This window comes from Leadbetterella sp. DM7 (assembly GCF_040829825.2).
Classification (GTDB): domain Bacteria; phylum Bacteroidota; class Bacteroidia; order Cytophagales; family Spirosomataceae; genus Leadbetterella.
Genome location: NZ_JBFOLH020000006.1, coordinates 66,102 through 83,235, shown reverse-complemented (window position 1 = coordinate 83,235; position 17,134 = coordinate 66,102). Strand labels below are relative to the sequence as shown.

At 49.5% G+C, this 17,134-nt stretch carries 12 protein-coding genes; 3 read left to right on the top strand and 9 right to left on the bottom strand.

Annotated elements, in window-relative coordinates:
* Positions 1 to 41: 41 nt before the first annotated feature.
* The 9 genes from AB2U10_RS09080 to AB2U10_RS09040 form a co-directional block, all read right to left on the bottom strand.
* Positions 42 to 863 (bottom strand): glycoside hydrolase family 16 protein, encoded by an 822-nt coding sequence (locus AB2U10_RS09080; protein ID WP_367913772.1) that lies wholly within the window; start codon positions 861 to 863, stop codon positions 42 to 44.
* A 145-nt stretch (positions 864 to 1,008) separates the two neighbouring features.
* Positions 1,009 to 4,050: an efflux RND transporter permease subunit gene (locus AB2U10_RS09075; RefSeq protein ID WP_367913771.1), complete on the bottom strand. Its 3,042-nt coding sequence runs from the start codon at positions 4,048 to 4,050 to the stop codon at positions 1,009 to 1,011.
* Positions 4,047 to 5,078, bottom strand: coding sequence for an efflux RND transporter periplasmic adaptor subunit (locus AB2U10_RS09070; RefSeq protein WP_367913770.1), 1,032 nt, complete (start codon positions 5,076 to 5,078; stop codon positions 4,047 to 4,049). The genes AB2U10_RS09075 and AB2U10_RS09070 overlap by 4 nt, the downstream gene beginning before the upstream one ends.
* A gap of 160 nt (positions 5,079 to 5,238) precedes the next feature.
* Complete coding sequence (locus AB2U10_RS09065) at positions 5,239 to 6,585, bottom strand: TolC family protein (protein ID WP_367913769.1); 1,347 nt, start codon at positions 6,583 to 6,585, stop codon at positions 5,239 to 5,241.
* A 124-nt stretch (positions 6,586 to 6,709) separates the two neighbouring features.
* A complete protein-coding gene (locus tag AB2U10_RS09060; RefSeq protein WP_367913768.1) occupies positions 6,710 to 7,285 on the bottom strand; it encodes a TetR/AcrR family transcriptional regulator in 576 nt (191 codons plus the stop codon).
* Between the two features lie 201 nt (positions 7,286 to 7,486).
* Positions 7,487 to 8,920 carry a TolC family protein gene (locus AB2U10_RS09055; protein ID WP_367913767.1) on the bottom strand — a complete coding sequence of 478 codons (1,434 nt, stop codon included), beginning with the start codon at positions 8,918 to 8,920 and terminating at the stop codon, positions 7,487 to 7,489.
* Positions 8,913 to 12,068 carry an efflux RND transporter permease subunit gene (locus tag AB2U10_RS09050; protein ID WP_367913766.1) on the bottom strand — a complete coding sequence of 1,052 codons (3,156 nt, stop codon included), beginning with the start codon at positions 12,066 to 12,068 and terminating at the stop codon, positions 8,913 to 8,915. The genes AB2U10_RS09055 and AB2U10_RS09050 overlap by 8 nt, the downstream gene beginning before the upstream one ends.
* 4 nt (positions 12,069 to 12,072) lie before the next feature.
* Positions 12,073 to 13,158, bottom strand: a complete 1,086-nt coding sequence (locus tag AB2U10_RS09045) for an efflux RND transporter periplasmic adaptor subunit (RefSeq protein WP_367913765.1) — start codon at positions 13,156 to 13,158, stop codon at positions 12,073 to 12,075.
* A 112-nt stretch (positions 13,159 to 13,270) separates the two neighbouring features.
* Positions 13,271 to 13,654, bottom strand: coding sequence for a hypothetical protein (locus AB2U10_RS09040; RefSeq protein ID WP_367913764.1), 384 nt, complete (start codon positions 13,652 to 13,654; stop codon positions 13,271 to 13,273).
* A gap of 246 nt (positions 13,655 to 13,900) precedes the next feature.
* Here AB2U10_RS09040 and ppk1 point away from each other — a divergent pair, with 246 nt between their 5' ends.
* The 3 genes from ppk1 (at position 13,901) to AB2U10_RS09025 (ending at position 17,124) form a co-directional block, all read left to right on the top strand.
* The gene (gene ppk1, locus AB2U10_RS09035) at positions 13,901 to 16,099 is read left to right on the top strand and encodes a polyphosphate kinase 1 (protein WP_367913763.1); all 2,199 of its coding nucleotides are present in this window, start codon (positions 13,901 to 13,903) and stop codon (positions 16,097 to 16,099) included.
* A gap of 84 nt (positions 16,100 to 16,183) precedes the next feature.
* On the top strand, positions 16,184 to 16,732 hold the full coding sequence (gene msrA, locus AB2U10_RS09030; RefSeq protein ID WP_367913762.1) for a peptide-methionine (S)-S-oxide reductase MsrA: 549 nt from the start codon (positions 16,184 to 16,186) through the stop codon (positions 16,730 to 16,732).
* Between the two features lie 2 nt (positions 16,733 to 16,734).
* Positions 16,735 to 17,124 (top strand): HIT family protein, encoded by a 390-nt coding sequence (locus AB2U10_RS09025; RefSeq protein WP_367913761.1) that lies wholly within the window; start codon positions 16,735 to 16,737, stop codon positions 17,122 to 17,124.
* The last annotated feature ends 10 nt before the right edge of the window (positions 17,125 to 17,134 follow it).

The following is a 17,134-nucleotide window of genomic DNA, read 5'->3' as shown; positions in this document are numbered from 1 at the left end:
AAGATATCGAATTTTCTTTAAACCGGCTTTCTACAGGAAAATCAGGGCTTAACCAGGTCGTATACCCTTACGTAATCTACCTCGAACAGGGCAGGGAAAGCCTGCTCATCTACGCCCTGCTGGCCGCCCCAGTTGCCGCCTACGGCCAGGTTGATCAGCCAGTGAAATTTCTTGTCAAAGGGCCAGGATTTAAAATCCCGCTTTTCATTGGCAAAGCTGAAGATCTGTTCATCATTGACATAGCCCCGGATGTAATCAGGCGTCCAGTCTACCCGGTAGAGCTGGAATTCGGTGGTAGCGTTCTCAATTTTCTTTTTGGCGGTTTTCTGGGTGCCGATGGAGTGGTGATAATCTTTGGTATGCGTGCTGATATGCACCACATCGGGATCGTATCCAACATGTTCCAGGATGTCGATCTCCCCGGAATTGGGCCAGTCGCCATAGGCCCATTCGGTAGGGAGCATCCATACCGCAGGCCAGGTTCCGCGGCCGGCCGGTACTTTGGCTCTCACCTCAAACCGGCCGTACAGGAAATCGGCCTTGCCTTTGCTGACCAGCCGTGCAGAGGTATATTCCAGGCCATCCATTTTTTCTTTGCGAGCCGTGATCTTCAGCGTTCCGTTGGAAACATACGCATTTTCTTTACGGGCTTCGGTATAATATTGCAGCTCGTTATTTCCCCAGCCGTTATACGGTGAACCCACGTCGTAGCTCCATCTGGAAGGATCCGGGAGGCCTTCTCCGTTAAATTCATCTGACCACGACGGCGTCTTGCTAAAGGTATACTCCACCGGTTTGGGCAAGGTGTTTTCAGCAGGTGCACAGGTAACCAGCAGGGGTAAAGCGAAAATTGCTTTTTTCAACAGATTACGGGTATCGCTCATAATTAATCAGGAATGAATTATCTGTAAATATAAAAACTTGCCAGAAAAAACGTTGTGCTCTTTGTGAAATATTAAATTTGCACAAAGAACACAAAGAAAAGAACACAGCGTAAGCGTAAAAGGATTACACTTTAGGCGGTAGCAGTTTATACATCACCGGTGTTACAATCCGCGTCAGCACAAGCGAAGAGATCAGTCCGCCGATAATCACCAGGGCAAGAGGTGAATACAGTGGTGAGTGCTCCAGCACCAGGGGCATAAGCCCGCCTATAGCCGTCAAAGTGGTCAGAACAATCGGAATAAATCGCGTTTTTCCGGCTTTTTCTATGGCTTCGTCAATGCTCAGGTTTTCTTCTTTACGCAGGTAATTGGTATAGTCGACCAGCAGGATAGAATTTTTTACTTCTATGCCTGCCAGGGCGATGATCCCTACCACGGCCGTAAACGACATCGTATTGCCGGTCAGGAATAAAATACCCACCGCACCGATTACTCCGAGCGGAATAACCGATAAAACAATAAAAGAAGATTTGAAGGTTCTGAATTCAAGGATCAGCACCGCCAGGATACCGAAAATAGTGATGATGATGATGGTGCCCAGCCCGCCGAAGGTCTGGGCCTTTTGTTCTTCCTCACCCGCCAGCTCGTAGCTGTAACCCGCCGGGAATTTCATCTGCGATAGCTTTTCGTTGAACCGGTTCAGGGTTTCTGCGGTGGTATAGCCTTCTTTAACGAAAGAAGATACCGAAGTATACCGTTCCTGGTTATAATGCTGTATCCGGTTGGCCGAGCTCTCAAACGCTATGGTGGCCAGCTGGCTTAAAGGAATCTGCGCCCCGTTGGCCGAAGGAATGTAGATCCGGTCAAACACATCGGCGCTTACGGTTTTTCCCCGTGGCAGCGATAGCACGATCTCGTTGTTTTCGCCGTTTTCGTCCCTGAAATTTCCCAGCGGGAAACCGGAAATGGCCATCCGGATGTGCCGGTCGATTTCTACCGTGGGAATTCCCAGCAGGCCGGCCTTATCTGTGTTTACTTTGATCCGCAGATCGGTAGACTTGTTGCTGATAGGATTATTGACATAAATGGTGCCTTCGGTATCTTTATAGAGCTTCTCTACCCGGTCGGCCAGTATTTTCAGCGAGTCGAGGTTCTCCCCGAAGACCCGTATGGTGAGCGGCGCTTCTACCGGGGCTCCCTGCTCAAACTCGAGGGCTTTGATCCGGGCACCGGGATACCGGTCCAGCTTATCCCGCAATTCATTGATGTAGGCTGTACGTTCAGGAACTTCCGTACCCTCGCGGAGTTGTACAAAAATCTGCGCGAAATTTGTGGAGGTGCCTCCGCGCGGAATAATGTTGTAATAGATCCGGGGGTTGTCTTTCCCGGTATTGGAGGCATAGTTCCTGACCAGCTCGCTTTGAGAAAGCAACCCTTCGGTATAGCGTACCGCCGCATCGGTCTCGGAAAGAGAAGTGCCCAGCGGGGTTTCAATATTGATCAGGAATTGCGGTTTTTCAGACTTCGGAAATACCGTTATGCCGATGACCCGGATCAGCAGCACGCTGCCTGTAAACATCACTACCGCTACGGCCAGGGTTTTGAAGGGGTTCAGCAGTGACCAGTGCAGGATCTTCTGGTAGGAGCCGTCAATGGCCCTGTTCATATACTGCAATACGATATTGCCGTGCTCTTTCTCTTCTCTTGGCATAAGCAGGCTCGCCAGGAAAGGCACAATGGTGAGGGAGACAAACAGCGAGGCCAGCACGGTCGTGATCACGGCCATGGGCAGACTCCGGATGAAATCGCCGGAGGCTTCCGGTAAAAAGGTAAGCGGCAGGAAAGCCAGGATCAGCGTAGCCGTACACCCCAGCACGGCCATGGAGATCTGTTTGGTGCCTTCTATGGCAGCGTCCTTCCTGGAATACCCTTCGCGCAGGTATCGCGAAATGTTTTCCACCACCACAATAGAGTCATCAACCAGCAGGCCCAGCGAGATGATCAGCCCTACCACCGAGAGCTGGTTAATGGAATAACCCATGAGATCTATCCCGGCCAGGCCAATGGCGAGCGACAAAGGAATAGAGATCATAACGATCAGTGAGGCCCGGATGCCCAGTGGAATAAGGGTGATCAGCACCAGGAAAATGGCTATGCCAAAGTCGCGGGCAAGTCCCAGCAGCCGTTTAGACACGCTCCTGGCCTGGTCAAAGCTTTTTTCGAGCGTGATGTGGGGCGGCAGGGTTTCAGAGAAAGACGCAATGATCGGGCTGATTTTGGCGTCGATTTCAAAAATGTTGGTGCCGTATTTCTGGCTGGCTGTCAGGAAAATCCCCCGTTTACCGTTCAAACGGGCCAGGTAGTTGTTTTCTTCGTAGTCGTAGTATACTTCGGCAATGTCTTTCAGGTAGGTGATATTCTGACCTGATGAGCTGACCACCGTATTCCGGATCTCGTCAAGGGAACCGTATGAACCTGACGTTTTTACGTTGATTCTCCGGTTGCCGATCTCGATGGCCCCGGCCGGGATATTCATGTTTTCAGACGGGATGATCGACATCAGACGGGAAAGCGGGATTTTAAAGCCGGCCATGCGATCGGTATTGAGGTCGATCCGTACCTGCCGGGCCGGAACCGCATGAATATCGATATCTTTGATTCCCCTGACCTTTTTAAGCTTGTCTTTCAGGGCTTCGGCCTGTTGATTCAGGTCATAGTAGGAAGCCGACTCGGAAAGCAGCGCACACTGGATGATATTGACAGTTTCCGGGGTGGATTTTATCACATCAATAGAATAGATATCCTGCGGAAGCTTGGTACGCAAGGCATTGATTTCGCGCAGCACCTCGTTGTTTTTCTCTTTCTCATCGGCCCGGAAATCGAACTCTACTACAATGCTGGCTACACCGTCAGCGGCATAGGAAACCACTTTTTTTATCTCTCCCAGTGAAGATACCTTATCTTCAATAGGGTCTACCACCAGCTCTTCCATGTCTTCCGGGCTGGTGCCGGGATACACCACCACAATGGAGTTAAACGTGGCCCGCATGGCCGGGTCTTCGGCCTTGGGCATGTTCAGCAGCGAGGTAATGCCCAGCGCCATGATCATGATAAAAATGATAATGGTGAACTGGTGGTTCTTTACTGAGAATTCCGTGATTTTCATGGCTTATTGATGGTTACCGGGTCTCCGTCTGAAACAAATCCGCTGCCGGTGGTAATAACGATATCCCCTGCTTGTAAACCCGAAGAAACCGCTACGTACGTATCGTATACTTTCCCGATTGAAACCTGTCTTTTGAGTGCTTTTCCTCCTGAATAAATGTAAACGTCTGCCTGATTGCCCTGTGCATTGACCAGCGCTTCAACAGGAATGGCCAGGGTAGAGGCTGATTTTTGGGTATGAACCGACATGCGCGCTACAAATCCTGAAATGAGTCTTTTGCCGTTAGGGGCCATTTCTACTTCCACGGCATAGGTGCCGGTAGCCGGCGTAATCATCTGGGCAATCTGGGTAACCCGGCCTTCAAAGGTCTCGCCGGGATAAGCATCAAGGGTGACTTCGGCGCGGTCGCCTAAAGCAACTTTTACGATGTCGCGGTCGGTCAGGCCTGCATTGACCACATAAGCCTGTTCACCTGTACCCAGGATAAACATGGGGGCGAACGGCCCGATCAGCTCTCCCTGCTCGGCCAGCTTCATCAGGATACGGCCCGAAACCGGGGCATAAATCCGCGAAAGCTTCTGGTTGAATTGTACAGCATCCAGGGTTTGTGTAGCGATCTCCAGCCCGCTTTTGGCATCGTTGAGCACGGTAAGCGTGGCGGCTTCTTCGCGGTACAGCTTTTCGGCCCGGTCATGATCGCGCTTAGCCTTTTCATAGCCGATTCTGGCCTGGTTTACCTGGGCGTCAATTTCTGAGAGGTCGAGCTCGGCCAGCAGCTGCCCGGCTTTTACGTACTGCCCTTCGCTGACATATGACTTCCGGATCATTCCGCCCGTTTTAAAGGCCAGCTTGATCTCGGATTTGGAAGTAAGCATGCCTGAAGAGCTCACGGTTTCGTGAAAAGTATGGTTTTCCACGGTGACCGTCTTCACGGCCGGGGCCGGCTTTTCGGTGGTTGCTTTGGCGTTTTCCTTCCCGGAGCTGCAAGCGCCGGCTATCACCGCCAATACTACAATTATCCTTTTCATGGATGTAAAAATTAAAATCAATATTCTCGTTTAATAAATTCGTACATACGGCCCCGGACTTCGTCCAGGGGCTATTTAGGTTATGTCCCTTTGGAACGGGGCTGATTCAAAGTAGGCTATCTGCATCCACGTATGGCCATTCTTTGCCTGGCACTTTCCACTACCATCCCGCGCCTTTTTTCAGTTCTGCATATTTTAACCATACCTCCAGCTTTCCCAGTGAATGAGAAAGCTGGGCAATCAGCCGGTCGTTTTGGGCTTTGTGTACTTCCAGCGGAATTGCCGCTCCGTTTTTGTAGCGGCTGTTGACCAGCTGGAAGATTTTTTCGGTTCTGGCCAGGTCGCGCTCTTTGCTCCCCAGCGCCGACAGGGCGGTTTCCAGCTCATGGAAGCTGCGGTAAACCTGCATTTCCACCTGTTTTTTGGCCTCTTCGGTTTTCGTGCGCAGGATCTCGCCGGAAATCCGGGTCTGCTGTATTTTTATTTTCTTTTCACCGGCATGGAAGATCGGCCAGTTCAGTCCTATCTGCCCGACCATGTAGGCCTGGTCTCTGAAAGTGTACCCAAATCCCTGGAAACCGGTGTTGGCACCCATGAAAACCTGGGGGAGAACCGCGTTTTTCTCCTGCATACGGAGGAGGGTCTGCGTGGTTTTAAGCCCGGCGTTCAATTGTTCAAATTCCGGCCGGTTGCGGAAGGCCGTTTCGGTATATTCTTCCAACGACAACTTAGGAGGAAGTGAATGAAAGAATGCGGTATCGGCCAGAACGGGCTCTTCCAGCTTCCTGTTGAGTAAAAAATTAAAATACGCCTGTGCCAGCCGGGTGTTTTTCTCTGCCACTGCCTTTTCCTGCTGTACTTTGCTTAGCTCATATTCAGAAGAAAGCAGTATGTCTTTCAGGGCTTCTTCGTGCTGTACCAGTGTTTGGTTCAGGCGGAGGTAGCTCTCCAGTAATTTTTCGGAATTTTCGTAGATCTGAACAGCCTCCAGGCTCTGGAGATATTGGTAATAGGCGGCCTCCATGGCATGGCGGAGCTCGTATTCCAGGAATTTTCTTTTGGCTTCCTCCGTAACCAGCAGGTCTTTTTGGAGGGCCACATTATAACGGATGTCGGTATTGAAGAGAGGTACTTTGATTTCCAGCTTGGTATCATGGAAATTCATAGGGGCCAGCTGTTCGCTGGCGTTTTCCACCTGCGGAAAGGCATCGCTGTCGGTCAGCTTATTCAACGTGCTGTAAACGGGGTTCAGGAGGTCTCCGATCGGGATCTGTATTTTCCGGCCACCGAAAGCTACCGAGTAGCTGGGTGAGAAATTCACCTGGGGGAAATAATTGGTTCGGGCGATATCTATCCCTTTTAAAGCTTTTTCGATCTCTAAATTCTGCTGCTTTAACGCTAAGTTACCGGCAATACCTTCTTCAAGATAGGTTTGCAGAATCTGCGATTGGGCGTGAGCGGAAAGAGCGGACCCAACAGTGAGTAATAGGAGTAATAGCTTTTTCATACGTATAAGTTTTAGCTGTGCGCTTTAACCAATGCCCCATGAATAAAGTGAAGCATCGCCCGGCGAAGAGCGCCTGTCGCTCCGTTATAAGGCTCAAGGCTCATAGCTCTAAGCTCACAGCTGATTAATATTTTTCCAGCATCCGGATCAGGCTGTCAAGCCCGCCCTGTATCCGGGTGTCGCGTTCAATTTCATCAAACATGGTACATCTTTTCCGGAGGTAAATGGTTACCAGTCCGTGTACGGTGGCCCAGATCATCATGGATAATTCCGAAACATCTGCTCCTTTAAAATGGCCTGCGGCCTGGCATTGGGCAATGAGCGCTTCGAGCGCCATATACACACCTTTGCCGTCTTCCCACACATCCTCCCGGATTTCCAGGGTTTCCATGGGGGCTGTCAGCAGGAACATCAGCTCGTACAGCTCGGGGTTTGCAAAAGCAAACGCCAGGTACTCCCGCCCCAGGGTGATCAGTCTTTCAAAAGGGTCTGCCAGGTGCGCCACCTTCTCAAAGGTTTTGGCAAACTCCACAAAGGCCTCCTGGTGCAGGGCAAACAGCAACTCATTTTTGTCTTTAAAATAAAGATATATGGTAGCCGGGCTGTATTCAATGTCTTCGGCGATCCCCCGGATAGAGGTTTTTTCATACCCCAGATCCAGGAAGAGCTTTTTGGCCGATTCCAGAATACGTCTTCTCATCTCTTCTTTTTCTCTTTCTTTTCTGTCTGATATACCCATTACCCAAGATTATTAACGATGCAAATATAATGAACAGTGTTTATTAAATTAAAATTGATTATTATTTTTTTGGTGTTTATGTATTTTTACACCAGTGGGTTAAAGAAAAAGCCGCCTGATTTAAGAATCAGGCGGCCTGTATTATTTAAGATTTGCCGGAATTTATTCCCATCCGCCACCCAGGGCCTTGTACAGGCTAACCGTGGCGGTCATTTGCTGCATCTTGGTTTCCACGAGCTCAAAACGGGTTTCCAACGCTTCTCTTTGAGTAAGCAGCACTTCCAGGTAATCTGCCCTTGCATTTTTAAAGAGGTTGTTGGAGATGGTGATCGACTTCGTGAGGGCGTCCATTTCCTGCGCTTTCAGCTGGTATGTGCTATCCAGGTTTTTGATTTTTGAAACCTGGTTCACCACTTCGATGTACGCGCTGAGGATGGTTCTTTCGTAATCAAAAACCGACTGGATCTGCCGGGCATTGGCGTTGTTATATTCGGCTGTGATGGCGCGCTTGTTAATTAAAGGGCCTACCATTTCGCCTGCTATATTGGCCAGGATCGACTGGGGTTTTACCAGGTAAACCGGGTTAAAGGCCTGCAGGCCTACCCCGGCGGTCAACCCCAGGGAAGGATAGAAACGGGCTTTGGCAACCAGCACATCCAGCTTATTGGCGGCCAGCTCCAGCTCGGCCTGCCTGATGTCCGGCCGGTTTTGAAGCAGCTCGGCGGGCAGACCCCGGTGAACTATTTCCGGTGTCAGGTCTTCAAAAGCACCCGAGCTGCGTTCTACATGTTGCGGATACCTTCCCAGCAGGAAGTTGATCCGGTTTTCGGCTTCCACGATCTTCTGCTGCACTTCGTACTGCATGGCCCCCGTTTTCAGCAGCTGGGCTTCAAAACGCTTTACGGCCAGCTCATTGGAGCGGGTGGAAGCTTTAAGAAGCCTGGCTACGGTAAGCGCGTCGTTCTGGATGGAAATGTATTGATTGATAATTTCCAGTTGCTTATCCAGCGCCAGCAGCTCATAATACGAATTGGCAATTTCCGCTACGAGGTTAGTAACCATGAAATTTTTGCCTTCGGTGGTAGCCAGGTACCGTTTTACCGATGATTTCGTGGCATTTCTGAGCTTATGCCAGATATCCACCTCCCAGGTGGCAAAAGCACCCACCATGAAGTCGGGCATGGGGTCGGGAATTTCTTTGCCGGGCTTCATTTCGGCATGCTCTTCCAGGGCGCCCTGTGAAGTATAACGGGCACCTTTGTCGAGGCCCATTCCGCCTCTGAGGTTCACAAACGGAAGGTATTCTCCTTTCCGGGCCTGGATTTCATTTTTGGAAATCTCAATTTCGCGGAGCATGATGTTGAGCTCCTGGTTATTGACCAGGGCGGTGTCTATCAACGCCTGCAGGTGTTCGTCTCTGAAAAATTCCTGCCACTTCAGCTTTCCCGAATTTTGTGCCGGCAAACCGGCTTCCGGGTAGGCTTCCGGCAGGTTTACATTTTCAGATTTCTGCGTTAAAACGGGCGTTTTACAAGCCAGTATGTTGAGAAATACGCAGCTTAATACGGCGTATTTAACGGTTCTCATCTTATTCATTATCAAACAAATGTTCTGTTAAAGGTCCTTCCAGCTCGTCCTGGATTATTTTTTTGCCATCGGCCATTTTGCCGAAAATATAATACAGCCCCGGAATGATGATAACTCCGAAAATGGTTCCTGAAAGCATACCTCCCATGGCCGATGAGCCGATGGTGCGGTTACCGATGGCCCCTGCTCCGTGAGAAATTACTAAGGGAACCAAGCCGGCCACAAAGGCAAAAGAGGTCATCAGGATGGGCCGGAAACGCACTTTGGCCCCTTCTATGGCGGCATCAAGGATACTGTAGCCGGCCTGTCGCTTCTGCACTGCAAACTCTACGATCAGCACGGCGTTTTTACCGAGCAGACCCACCAGCATAATTACACCCACCTGTGCGTAAATATCGTTGGCCAGCCCCATGGCTTTAAGCATAAAAAAGGAGCCGAAAATACCCACCGGCAGCGAGAGAACCACAGCAAGAGGTATGATAAAGCTCTCGTATTGGGCGGCCAGAACCATGTAAACAAACATCAGCACCACGGCAAATACGTATATCGATTCATTGCCGCGCAGGGCTTCATCGTACGAGAGCCCCTCCCAGGCAATGTCATACCCGGAAGGCAGGGTTTTGACGGCCGTTTCTTTGATGGCGGCAATGGCATCGGCAGTGGTATAGCCGTCGGCCGGAAGCCCCCGGATGGAAGCGGAGTTATACATGTTGTACCGGGTGATTTCATTCGGTCCCTGCGTTTTCTTCAGTGACATAAAGGCCGAATAAGGAACCATTTCGTCGCGGTCATTTTTTACATACAGGTTCAGCAGGTCGGTCGGGAAACGCCTGAACTCAGGCCCTGACTGCACATATACCTTGAAAAACTGCCCGAACCGGATGAATCCCTGGTCATAGTTACTACCGATGAGGAGGTTGAGGTTTTCCATGGCCCGGCCTATGGAAACTCCTTTTTGCATGGCAGCCTTGCTGTCGAAAACCAGCTCATACTGGGGGTAGTTGGCGGCGAAGAAGCTGAAAATACCGGTCAGCTCTTTCCGTTTGCTCAGGTTATCGATGAATTCTTTGTTGACTTTATCAAAGTCATGGTAATCGGTAGAGGCGTTTTCGTCCAGTAGCCGCAGGGAGAACCCGCCCGAAGAACCGAAGCCCGGTATGGCCGGCGGTTCAAAATATTCGATGGTGGCCGGCATATTTTTGGATTTTTCTTCCAGCTCTGCCATGATCTCGTTAACCGATTTGTGCCTTTGTGACCAGTTCTTCAGGTTAATAAGACAGGTTCCGGCATTAGAACCCCGGCCCTCGGTCATGATCTCAAACCCGGCCAGTGAGGTTACAGACTCTACCCCGTCTACTTTTTCGCATATTTTCTGAAGCTCACGGGATATCTGGTTGGTTTTTTCCAGCGTAGAGCCGGGAGGCGTCTGGATGATCGCATAAATGGTTCCCTGGTCTTCGCCCGGAATAAACCCGCCCGGAAGAAATTTGTTCTGAACAAAAATTCCGGCGCAGAAGATCAGCAATATCGCCCAGGTCACAGACTTCCGGTTGACTATTTTCTTCAACAGGTCGGTATAGCGGTCTGTAAGCCGGCCAAAAAGCACATTGAAGCTGTCTATAAAGCGGGAAAAGAAGCTTTCTTTTTTCTCGTGATGATTTTTAAACATCATGGCTGACAGCACGGGGGTAAGGGTAAGGGCTACCACTGCCGAAATGATGTTGGAGCTGGCCATGGTAATGGAAAACTGGCGGTAGAAGGTACCTACCGGGCCTGTCATAAACGAAATAGGGAGAAATACGGCTATTTTTACCAGTGTAATGGCCACAATAGCCCCCCCGATCTCTTCCATAACCACTTTTACGGCTTTATAGGGAGTCAGCCGTTCTTCGGCCATCTTGGCATGAACGGCCTCTACCACCACAATGGCATCATCTACCACAATACCGATCGATAAAACCAGGGCGAAGAGTGTTACAAGGTTAATAGACATCCCGAACATCTGGATCACGAAAAACGCCCCGATGAGTGATACCGGAACGGCCAGGATAGGAATTAGGGTAGACCGCCAGTCGCCCAGGAACAGGAACACCACCGCAGCTACCAGGATGAAGGCGTCACGCAGGGTATGAATTACCTGTTCAATAGAAGCATCCAGGAACTGCGATACGTCATAGCTGATTTTATAATCTACGCCCGGCGGGAAAGACTGCTTCATTTTGGCCAGCTCGCCTTTTACCTCGGCGATAACGTCGTTGGCATTGCTGCCGTAGGTTTGCTTGAGCATGATAGACGACGCCGGATGCCCGTCGAGGTTGGAGTAGATATCGGTAAACTCGGTACCCAGATCTACTTTGGCAATGTCTTTCAGGAGCACGGTTTCACCGTCAGGCTTGGCCCGCACAATAACGTTTTCGTATTCTTTGGGTTCGTTGTATTGCCCTTTGTAGGTGAGCACATATTCCAGCGACTGGGCCTGGATACCCGAGCTTTGCCCCAGACGCCCCGGCCGGCCTATGATACTCTGCTCAGACAGGGCTTCCATGACTTCTTCGCCCGAAATGTTGTAGGCCCGCATGCGGTCAGGGTTAAGCCAGATACGCATGGCATACCGGCGTGTACCCAGGATATCGGCCTTGGCGATACCCTTGATACGGCTGATCTTGGGAATCATGTTTACCGCTGCATAATTGTGCAGAAACTTCTCATCCATGCTTTCGTTGGTGCTGTAGAGGTTTACGTACATCAGCATGCTGGGCTGGATAGGCATAACAATAACGCCTTCGTTCTGAACCAGCTTCGGAAGCATGGTCATGGCCTGGTCTACCCGGTTTTTGACCAGTACCATGGCTTCATTGGGATTTGTTCCGGGTTCAAAAACCACGTTAATGGTAGCCTCGCCGGCACTCGTGGCGTCGGTGGCCATGTATCGCATGCCCTGCACCCCGTTAATGGCGTTTTCGAGGGTGATCAGCGACGATTTTACGAGCACATCAGCGCTGGCACCGGGATACGCCAGCGTTACACTGATGGTAGTGGGGGCAATTTGCGGGAACTGCGAAATAGGCAGCTGCTTAATGGCCAGCATCCCCACAAAAACAATGATGACCGATAGTACAATGGAGAGTACCGGCCTGTGAATTATTTTGCTAAACATTATTTTATTCTGCGTAAAGGTTTAAACTGGATAATGCCTGCGATGGAGAAATCGTTTTAAATTTGATTTTTTCGTTTTCTCTCACCATTTTCACTCCTTCCAGCAGGATTTTATCGTCCTTGCTGAGGCCGGTAGCCACTGCGTACAGGTGAGGCAGCTCTGCGCTCACGGATATTTCGCGGGCGTGCACCTTGCTGTCGCTTCCCACTACAAAAACATAGCGCTTGTCAAGTACCTCAAAGGTGGCTTTCTGCGGAATCAGCAGGGCATTATGTACTGGTGTGGTGATGACGATACTCCCCGTCTGACCAAAGCGGAGGAGCCCTTTGGGGTTGGGAAAAGTAGCCCTGAACGGAATATTACCGGTTTCGTTATCAAAGTCGGCTTCAATGGTTTCTACCACACCGGTATGATCAAAAAGATCACCGTTGGCCATCCGGAGGTCAACGTGGCTTAAGATTCCCTTGTTTGACTTATCCATGAAAGTCAGGTACTCGGTTTCAGGTACGTTAAAATATACCCACATTTTGCTGTTGTCGGAAAGTTCCGTTAACAGTTCACCTTCTTCCACATAGCTGCCCAAACGTACTTTGAAGCTGTTCAGGATCCCGTCAAACGGGGCACGGATCTCGGTAAAGGCCAGGTGTGTTTTCATCAGGTCGAGGTCGGCTTTGGCCTTGTTGTATTTGGCTTTGGCCATAGCCAGCTCATTGGGTGAAACAACGTCGGTTTCTACCAGTGTCTTGGTGTTTTTCAGCTCAATATCTGCATATTCTGCTTCTGCCTGCGCTTTTTCTACTTCTGCCTCGTAAAGGTTGGGCATGATCTTGAAAAGCAATTGCCCTTTTGTTACGTGCTGCCCCTCGTCTACATAAATTTTTTGCAGATAGCCTTTTTCCTGGGCCCGGAGCTCAATGTGATTAATGGAACGGATCTGGCAAACGTAGTCTTTGGTCAGCGTGGTGTCAGCAATAGCCGGAGTAGTGACCAGGAATTCTTTTTCTTCTTCCCGGGCTTCTTTTTGTGGTTTACAGCTCGTAGATAACCATACGAACGAAACACTCATCAAAATGAGATTTCTCTTTGACATAAAGATAAAAAAAATTAAAAATGAACAATTTAGGAGTTAAAGGAGGGTAAAATCCGGTCAGGAGCCCGCCTTTATCGTGCTTACGAAAATGGTAAAAGAAGAATCCGGATTATCACAGACGGAGAATGCGGATGGCCAGGTAAATGGCTTCGCTGAAATGGGTAATTAAAGCGGGCTTATGCAGAGACAGCCGCTCACTTAATAAATTTAAAAAGGAGTTTGAATGATTTTTGAAGGCAAGCCAGGCAAAAGAAGAATCTCCGGCCAGGTCTTTCTGGAAAGAATTCGGGGCTTGCTCGACAATTTCATAAACCGGCTTTTCGGAAGAGTTATGCTGTCCTTTGCCGAAATAATGATGATGTTTAGTGACCGAATGAGCGGTATGAACAGAAAGGCGGGTGGTATCGTTACCTGCCTTGTGCGGTGACACCTGGTACACCCCACAGAACAAGACGATTAACGGCAGAAAAAGATATTTTCTTGTCAGCTCTTTCATTTGCGGGCAAAACTAGGAAAAACATAAGCGGATTAGAAAACGATGTTCGTTAAAATTTCCTAAATTTTTCCAGGAATAAAAATATTTCTATTTCTTCACGATTCTGTCCGGTTTTCTCTCCGGTTTTTGAATACGTACCGCCCGGGTACCGGTACGACAAACGAATCTTTTGCAATAATTTAATATACCTTCGTTAATAGTGTAAATGATTAAGGGTAAATTCACCGCGTAATAGTAAAAACAGATATGGGAAGTGTGACCGAGGGCGTAACCTCGTTTTTCAGGGATCTGCTGAGCTTTGAAATGGGTAAAAGTGAGTACGACTATAATCCCTCTGTAAAAGATCAGAAATCAGATAGTGATATAGAGCGGTCTGACTTTATCAGTCGTGACCTCAGCTGGATGAAATTTAATGAGAGGGTGCTGGACCAGGTACGGAACCCGGATCTCAATATTTTTGAAAAATTCAAATTCCTGGCCATCACCGGCTCTAACCTGGATGAATTCCTGACCGTGCGGATAGGGAGCCTGTACAATTACCTGGATTTCGGGAAACCCCGGCTGGATTATTCGGGCCTCCGTGAAAATGCGTTCCGGAAAGCCCTCCTGAACCAGATCAAAAAGTTCTCAGACGAACGTAACCGGCTTTTCAGGGAAGAGCTTAAGCCTCTGTTTGAGGCCAACGAATTCAGGATAGTGGAATTCAGGGAGCTCACCAAAGAGCAGCGCCAGGAAGTCAATCATTTCTTTGATACCATGGTGTACCCCATGCTGACGCCCATGGTGTACGATCATACACATACGTTCCCGATTTTATTGCCGAGAAGCCTGGTGCTGGGCGTGGTGTCAGTAGATACCCAAACCACGCTCTTTACGGAAACGGAAGATATGCGGAAGCTGTCTTTTGTACAGATCCCGTCCAACCTGCCGAAATTCTACGAATTTGAGGACGAGGGCATGGTGCTTTTCCTGCCCATTGAAGAGGTGGTACGGAACAATATTCATAAAATCTACAAAAACGTAAAAATAGAATCGGCAGATCTTTTCAGGATTATCCGTAACGGCGACTTTGAGATTGAAGATGACGAGCTTGACGAAGATTTTGTCAATGAGATGAAGGAGAAGATCCGGGCACGCCAGGCCGGCCGGGTGGTATATATGGTTATTGAAAGCTCGCCCTCGGAATACATGATGGATATTCTGAAGAAGAAGTGGGATATTGACAAGTACAACATCCAGATCAACAATGAGCTGATGGACTATACCCGCCTGTGGCAGATTGTGAACCATGAAGACTTCAGGGGCTTTTTGCCGAAGTCACCCAGCTCCATTCCTCCCGTTAACTACAACAAGGATCAGTCGATTTTTGAAAATATCAAAGAGCACGATATCCTGCTGCACCATCCGTACAACAGCTTTGAGCCGGTGTTGACCCTGATTGAAAAGGCGGCAGAAGACCCGAATGTGCTGGCCATCAAGCTGACCATCTACCGGCTGGCAAAAAATTCGAGGATCACGGCGGCCCTGCTGCGGGCAGCAGAAAACGGGAAGCACGTTTCGGCCCTCTTTGAGATCAAGGCGCGGTTTGACGAGGAGAATAACATCCGCGAAGCAGAAAAGCTTCAGCGGGCCGGATGTTTTGTGATCTATGGCATAGGCTGGCTGAAAACCCATACCAAGCTGATGCTGATTGTAAGGAAAGAAGGCCAGCAGGTGATGCAGTATGCCCACCTGGCCAGCGGCAACTATAACGAAGATACCACCAAGCTTTATACCGATATCAGCCTGCTGACGGCCAACGAAGATTACACGCACGACATCGCCGAGTTTTTCAATGCCATTACCGGGCATTCCCAGCCAGAGGCGTATATCAACCTGATCACTTCACCCAAAGATATGCGCAGGGCCATGGTGGCCATGATCAAGCGGGAGGCCGACCATGCTGCTAAGGGAAAACCCTCCGGCATTTGCCTGAAGGTGAACTCGCTGGAAGATAAAGAAGTGATTGAAGAGCTGTATGCAGCGTCACAGGCAGGGGTCAGGATTGAGTTGATCGTACGGGGAATATGCTGCTTAAGACCGGGAAGAACCGGCCTGAGTGAGAATATAAAGGTACGCTCGCTGGTAGGAAGCTACCTGGAACATGCGCGGATACTCTATTTTCACAATGCCGGGGAACCTGAATTGTACGTAGGAAGTGCCGATATTATGGTGCGCAGCTTTGACAAGCGGATCGAGTCGCTGTTCAAGGTAACCAATGAGCGCCTGCAGGGGCAGCTGACCCATATTCTCAAAGCCAACCTGGAAGACAATTACAATGCGTATGAATTGCTGGAGAACGGCGACTATGCCAAGGTGGTAAACAATGGCGAAGACGTGTTGAATGTACACCGGTACTTCTTTGAAAAAGACCAGCAGGATATCATTACCGATAAATTATTCTGAGCCATGAGAAGACATGCATCCATATTTTGGGTATTTTTGTTAGTAAGTATTGCGGCCTGTTCGCAAAAGACCAAAAGTAAAGAAATGAACAAAGAGCATTTAGAAACCGCTGTGCTGGCCGGAGGTTGTTTCTGGTGTACAGAGGCGGTTTTTCAACAATTAAAAGGTGTAGATCATGTAGAATCGGGGTATGCAGGCGGAAATGTAGCCAACCCCAGCTATGAGCAGGTGTGTACCGGTACTACCGGGCATGCTGAAGTGATAAAAATCTGGTATGACCCTCAGCTGGTTAATTTCGAAGGACTGCTGGAGGTGTTTTTTAAAACCCATGACCCCACCTCGCTGAACCGGCAGGGAAATGACGTGGGTACCCAATACCGGTCGGCTATTTTTTACCGGAATGAAAAAGAGAAGGAGATTGCCGCCGGTATCATCCGTGACCTGGACAAGTCCGGGTATTATTCCGATAAGATCGTGACCACGCTGGAGCCGCTGAAGGCCTATTATGCGGCAGAAAACTATCACCAGGATTATTTCAGGCTGAAAGGAGACCAGAACCCCTACTGCCAGGTAGTGATAAAGCCCAAGCTGGAAAAATTTGAAAAGGTATTTAAAGACAGGATCAAAAATTAACTATGTCTACGATATTCGGTAAGATCGTTTCCGGGGAGATACCGGCCCATAAGATTGCAGAAAATGAAGAATTCCTGGCTTTCCTCGATGCTTTTCCCTGCCGGGAGGGCCACACGCTGGTGATTCCGAAAAAGGAGACCGACTACCTGTTTGACCTGGACGATGAAGCCTACGGCAAGCTTTTTGCCTTTGCCAAAACCCTGGAGCCGGCTATCAAGAAGGCCGTTCCCTGCACCAAAGTAGGCCTGGCGGTGGTGGGCCTGGAAGTACCTCATGTGCATGTGCACCTGATCCCGATGGATCATATCTCCGATATGGATTTTACATCCAAGCTGAAGGTATCGCAGGAAGAGCTGGCGGCTACGGCGGAGCGGATTAGATCTTCTTTGTAAGTATAAACAA

What these genes read in the sequence shown, in the direction of transcription:
- AB2U10_RS09055 (WP_367913767.1), bottom strand. Translation starts at nt 8,920, where the DNA reads ATGAATAAGATGAGAACCGTTAAATACGCCGTATTAAGCTGCGTATTT.
- AB2U10_RS09040 (WP_367913764.1), bottom strand. Translation starts at nt 13,654, where the DNA reads ATGAAAGAGCTGACAAGAAAATATCTTTTTCTGCCGTTAATCGTCTTG.
- msrA (WP_367913762.1), top strand. Translation starts at nt 16,184, where the DNA reads ATGAACAAAGAGCATTTAGAAACCGCTGTGCTGGCCGGAGGTTGTTTC.
- AB2U10_RS09045 (WP_367913765.1), bottom strand. Translation starts at nt 13,158, where the DNA reads ATGTCAAAGAGAAATCTCATTTTGATGAGTGTTTCGTTCGTATGGTTA.
- AB2U10_RS09050 (WP_367913766.1), bottom strand. Translation starts at nt 12,068, where the DNA reads ATGTTTAGCAAAATAATTCACAGGCCGGTACTCTCCATTGTACTATCG.
- ppk1 (WP_367913763.1), top strand. Translation starts at nt 13,901, where the DNA reads ATGGGAAGTGTGACCGAGGGCGTAACCTCGTTTTTCAGGGATCTGCTG.
- AB2U10_RS09025 (WP_367913761.1), top strand. Translation starts at nt 16,735, where the DNA reads ATGTCTACGATATTCGGTAAGATCGTTTCCGGGGAGATACCGGCCCAT.
- AB2U10_RS09060 (WP_367913768.1), bottom strand. Translation starts at nt 7,285, where the DNA reads ATGAGAAGACGTATTCTGGAATCGGCCAAAAAGCTCTTCCTGGATCTG.
- AB2U10_RS09065 (WP_367913769.1), bottom strand. Translation starts at nt 6,585, where the DNA reads ATGAAAAAGCTATTACTCCTATTACTCACTGTTGGGTCCGCTCTTTCC.
- AB2U10_RS09075 (WP_367913771.1), bottom strand. Translation starts at nt 4,050, where the DNA reads ATGAAAATCACGGAATTCTCAGTAAAGAACCACCAGTTCACCATTATC.
- AB2U10_RS09070 (WP_367913770.1), bottom strand. Translation starts at nt 5,078, where the DNA reads ATGAAAAGGATAATTGTAGTATTGGCGGTGATAGCCGGCGCTTGCAGC.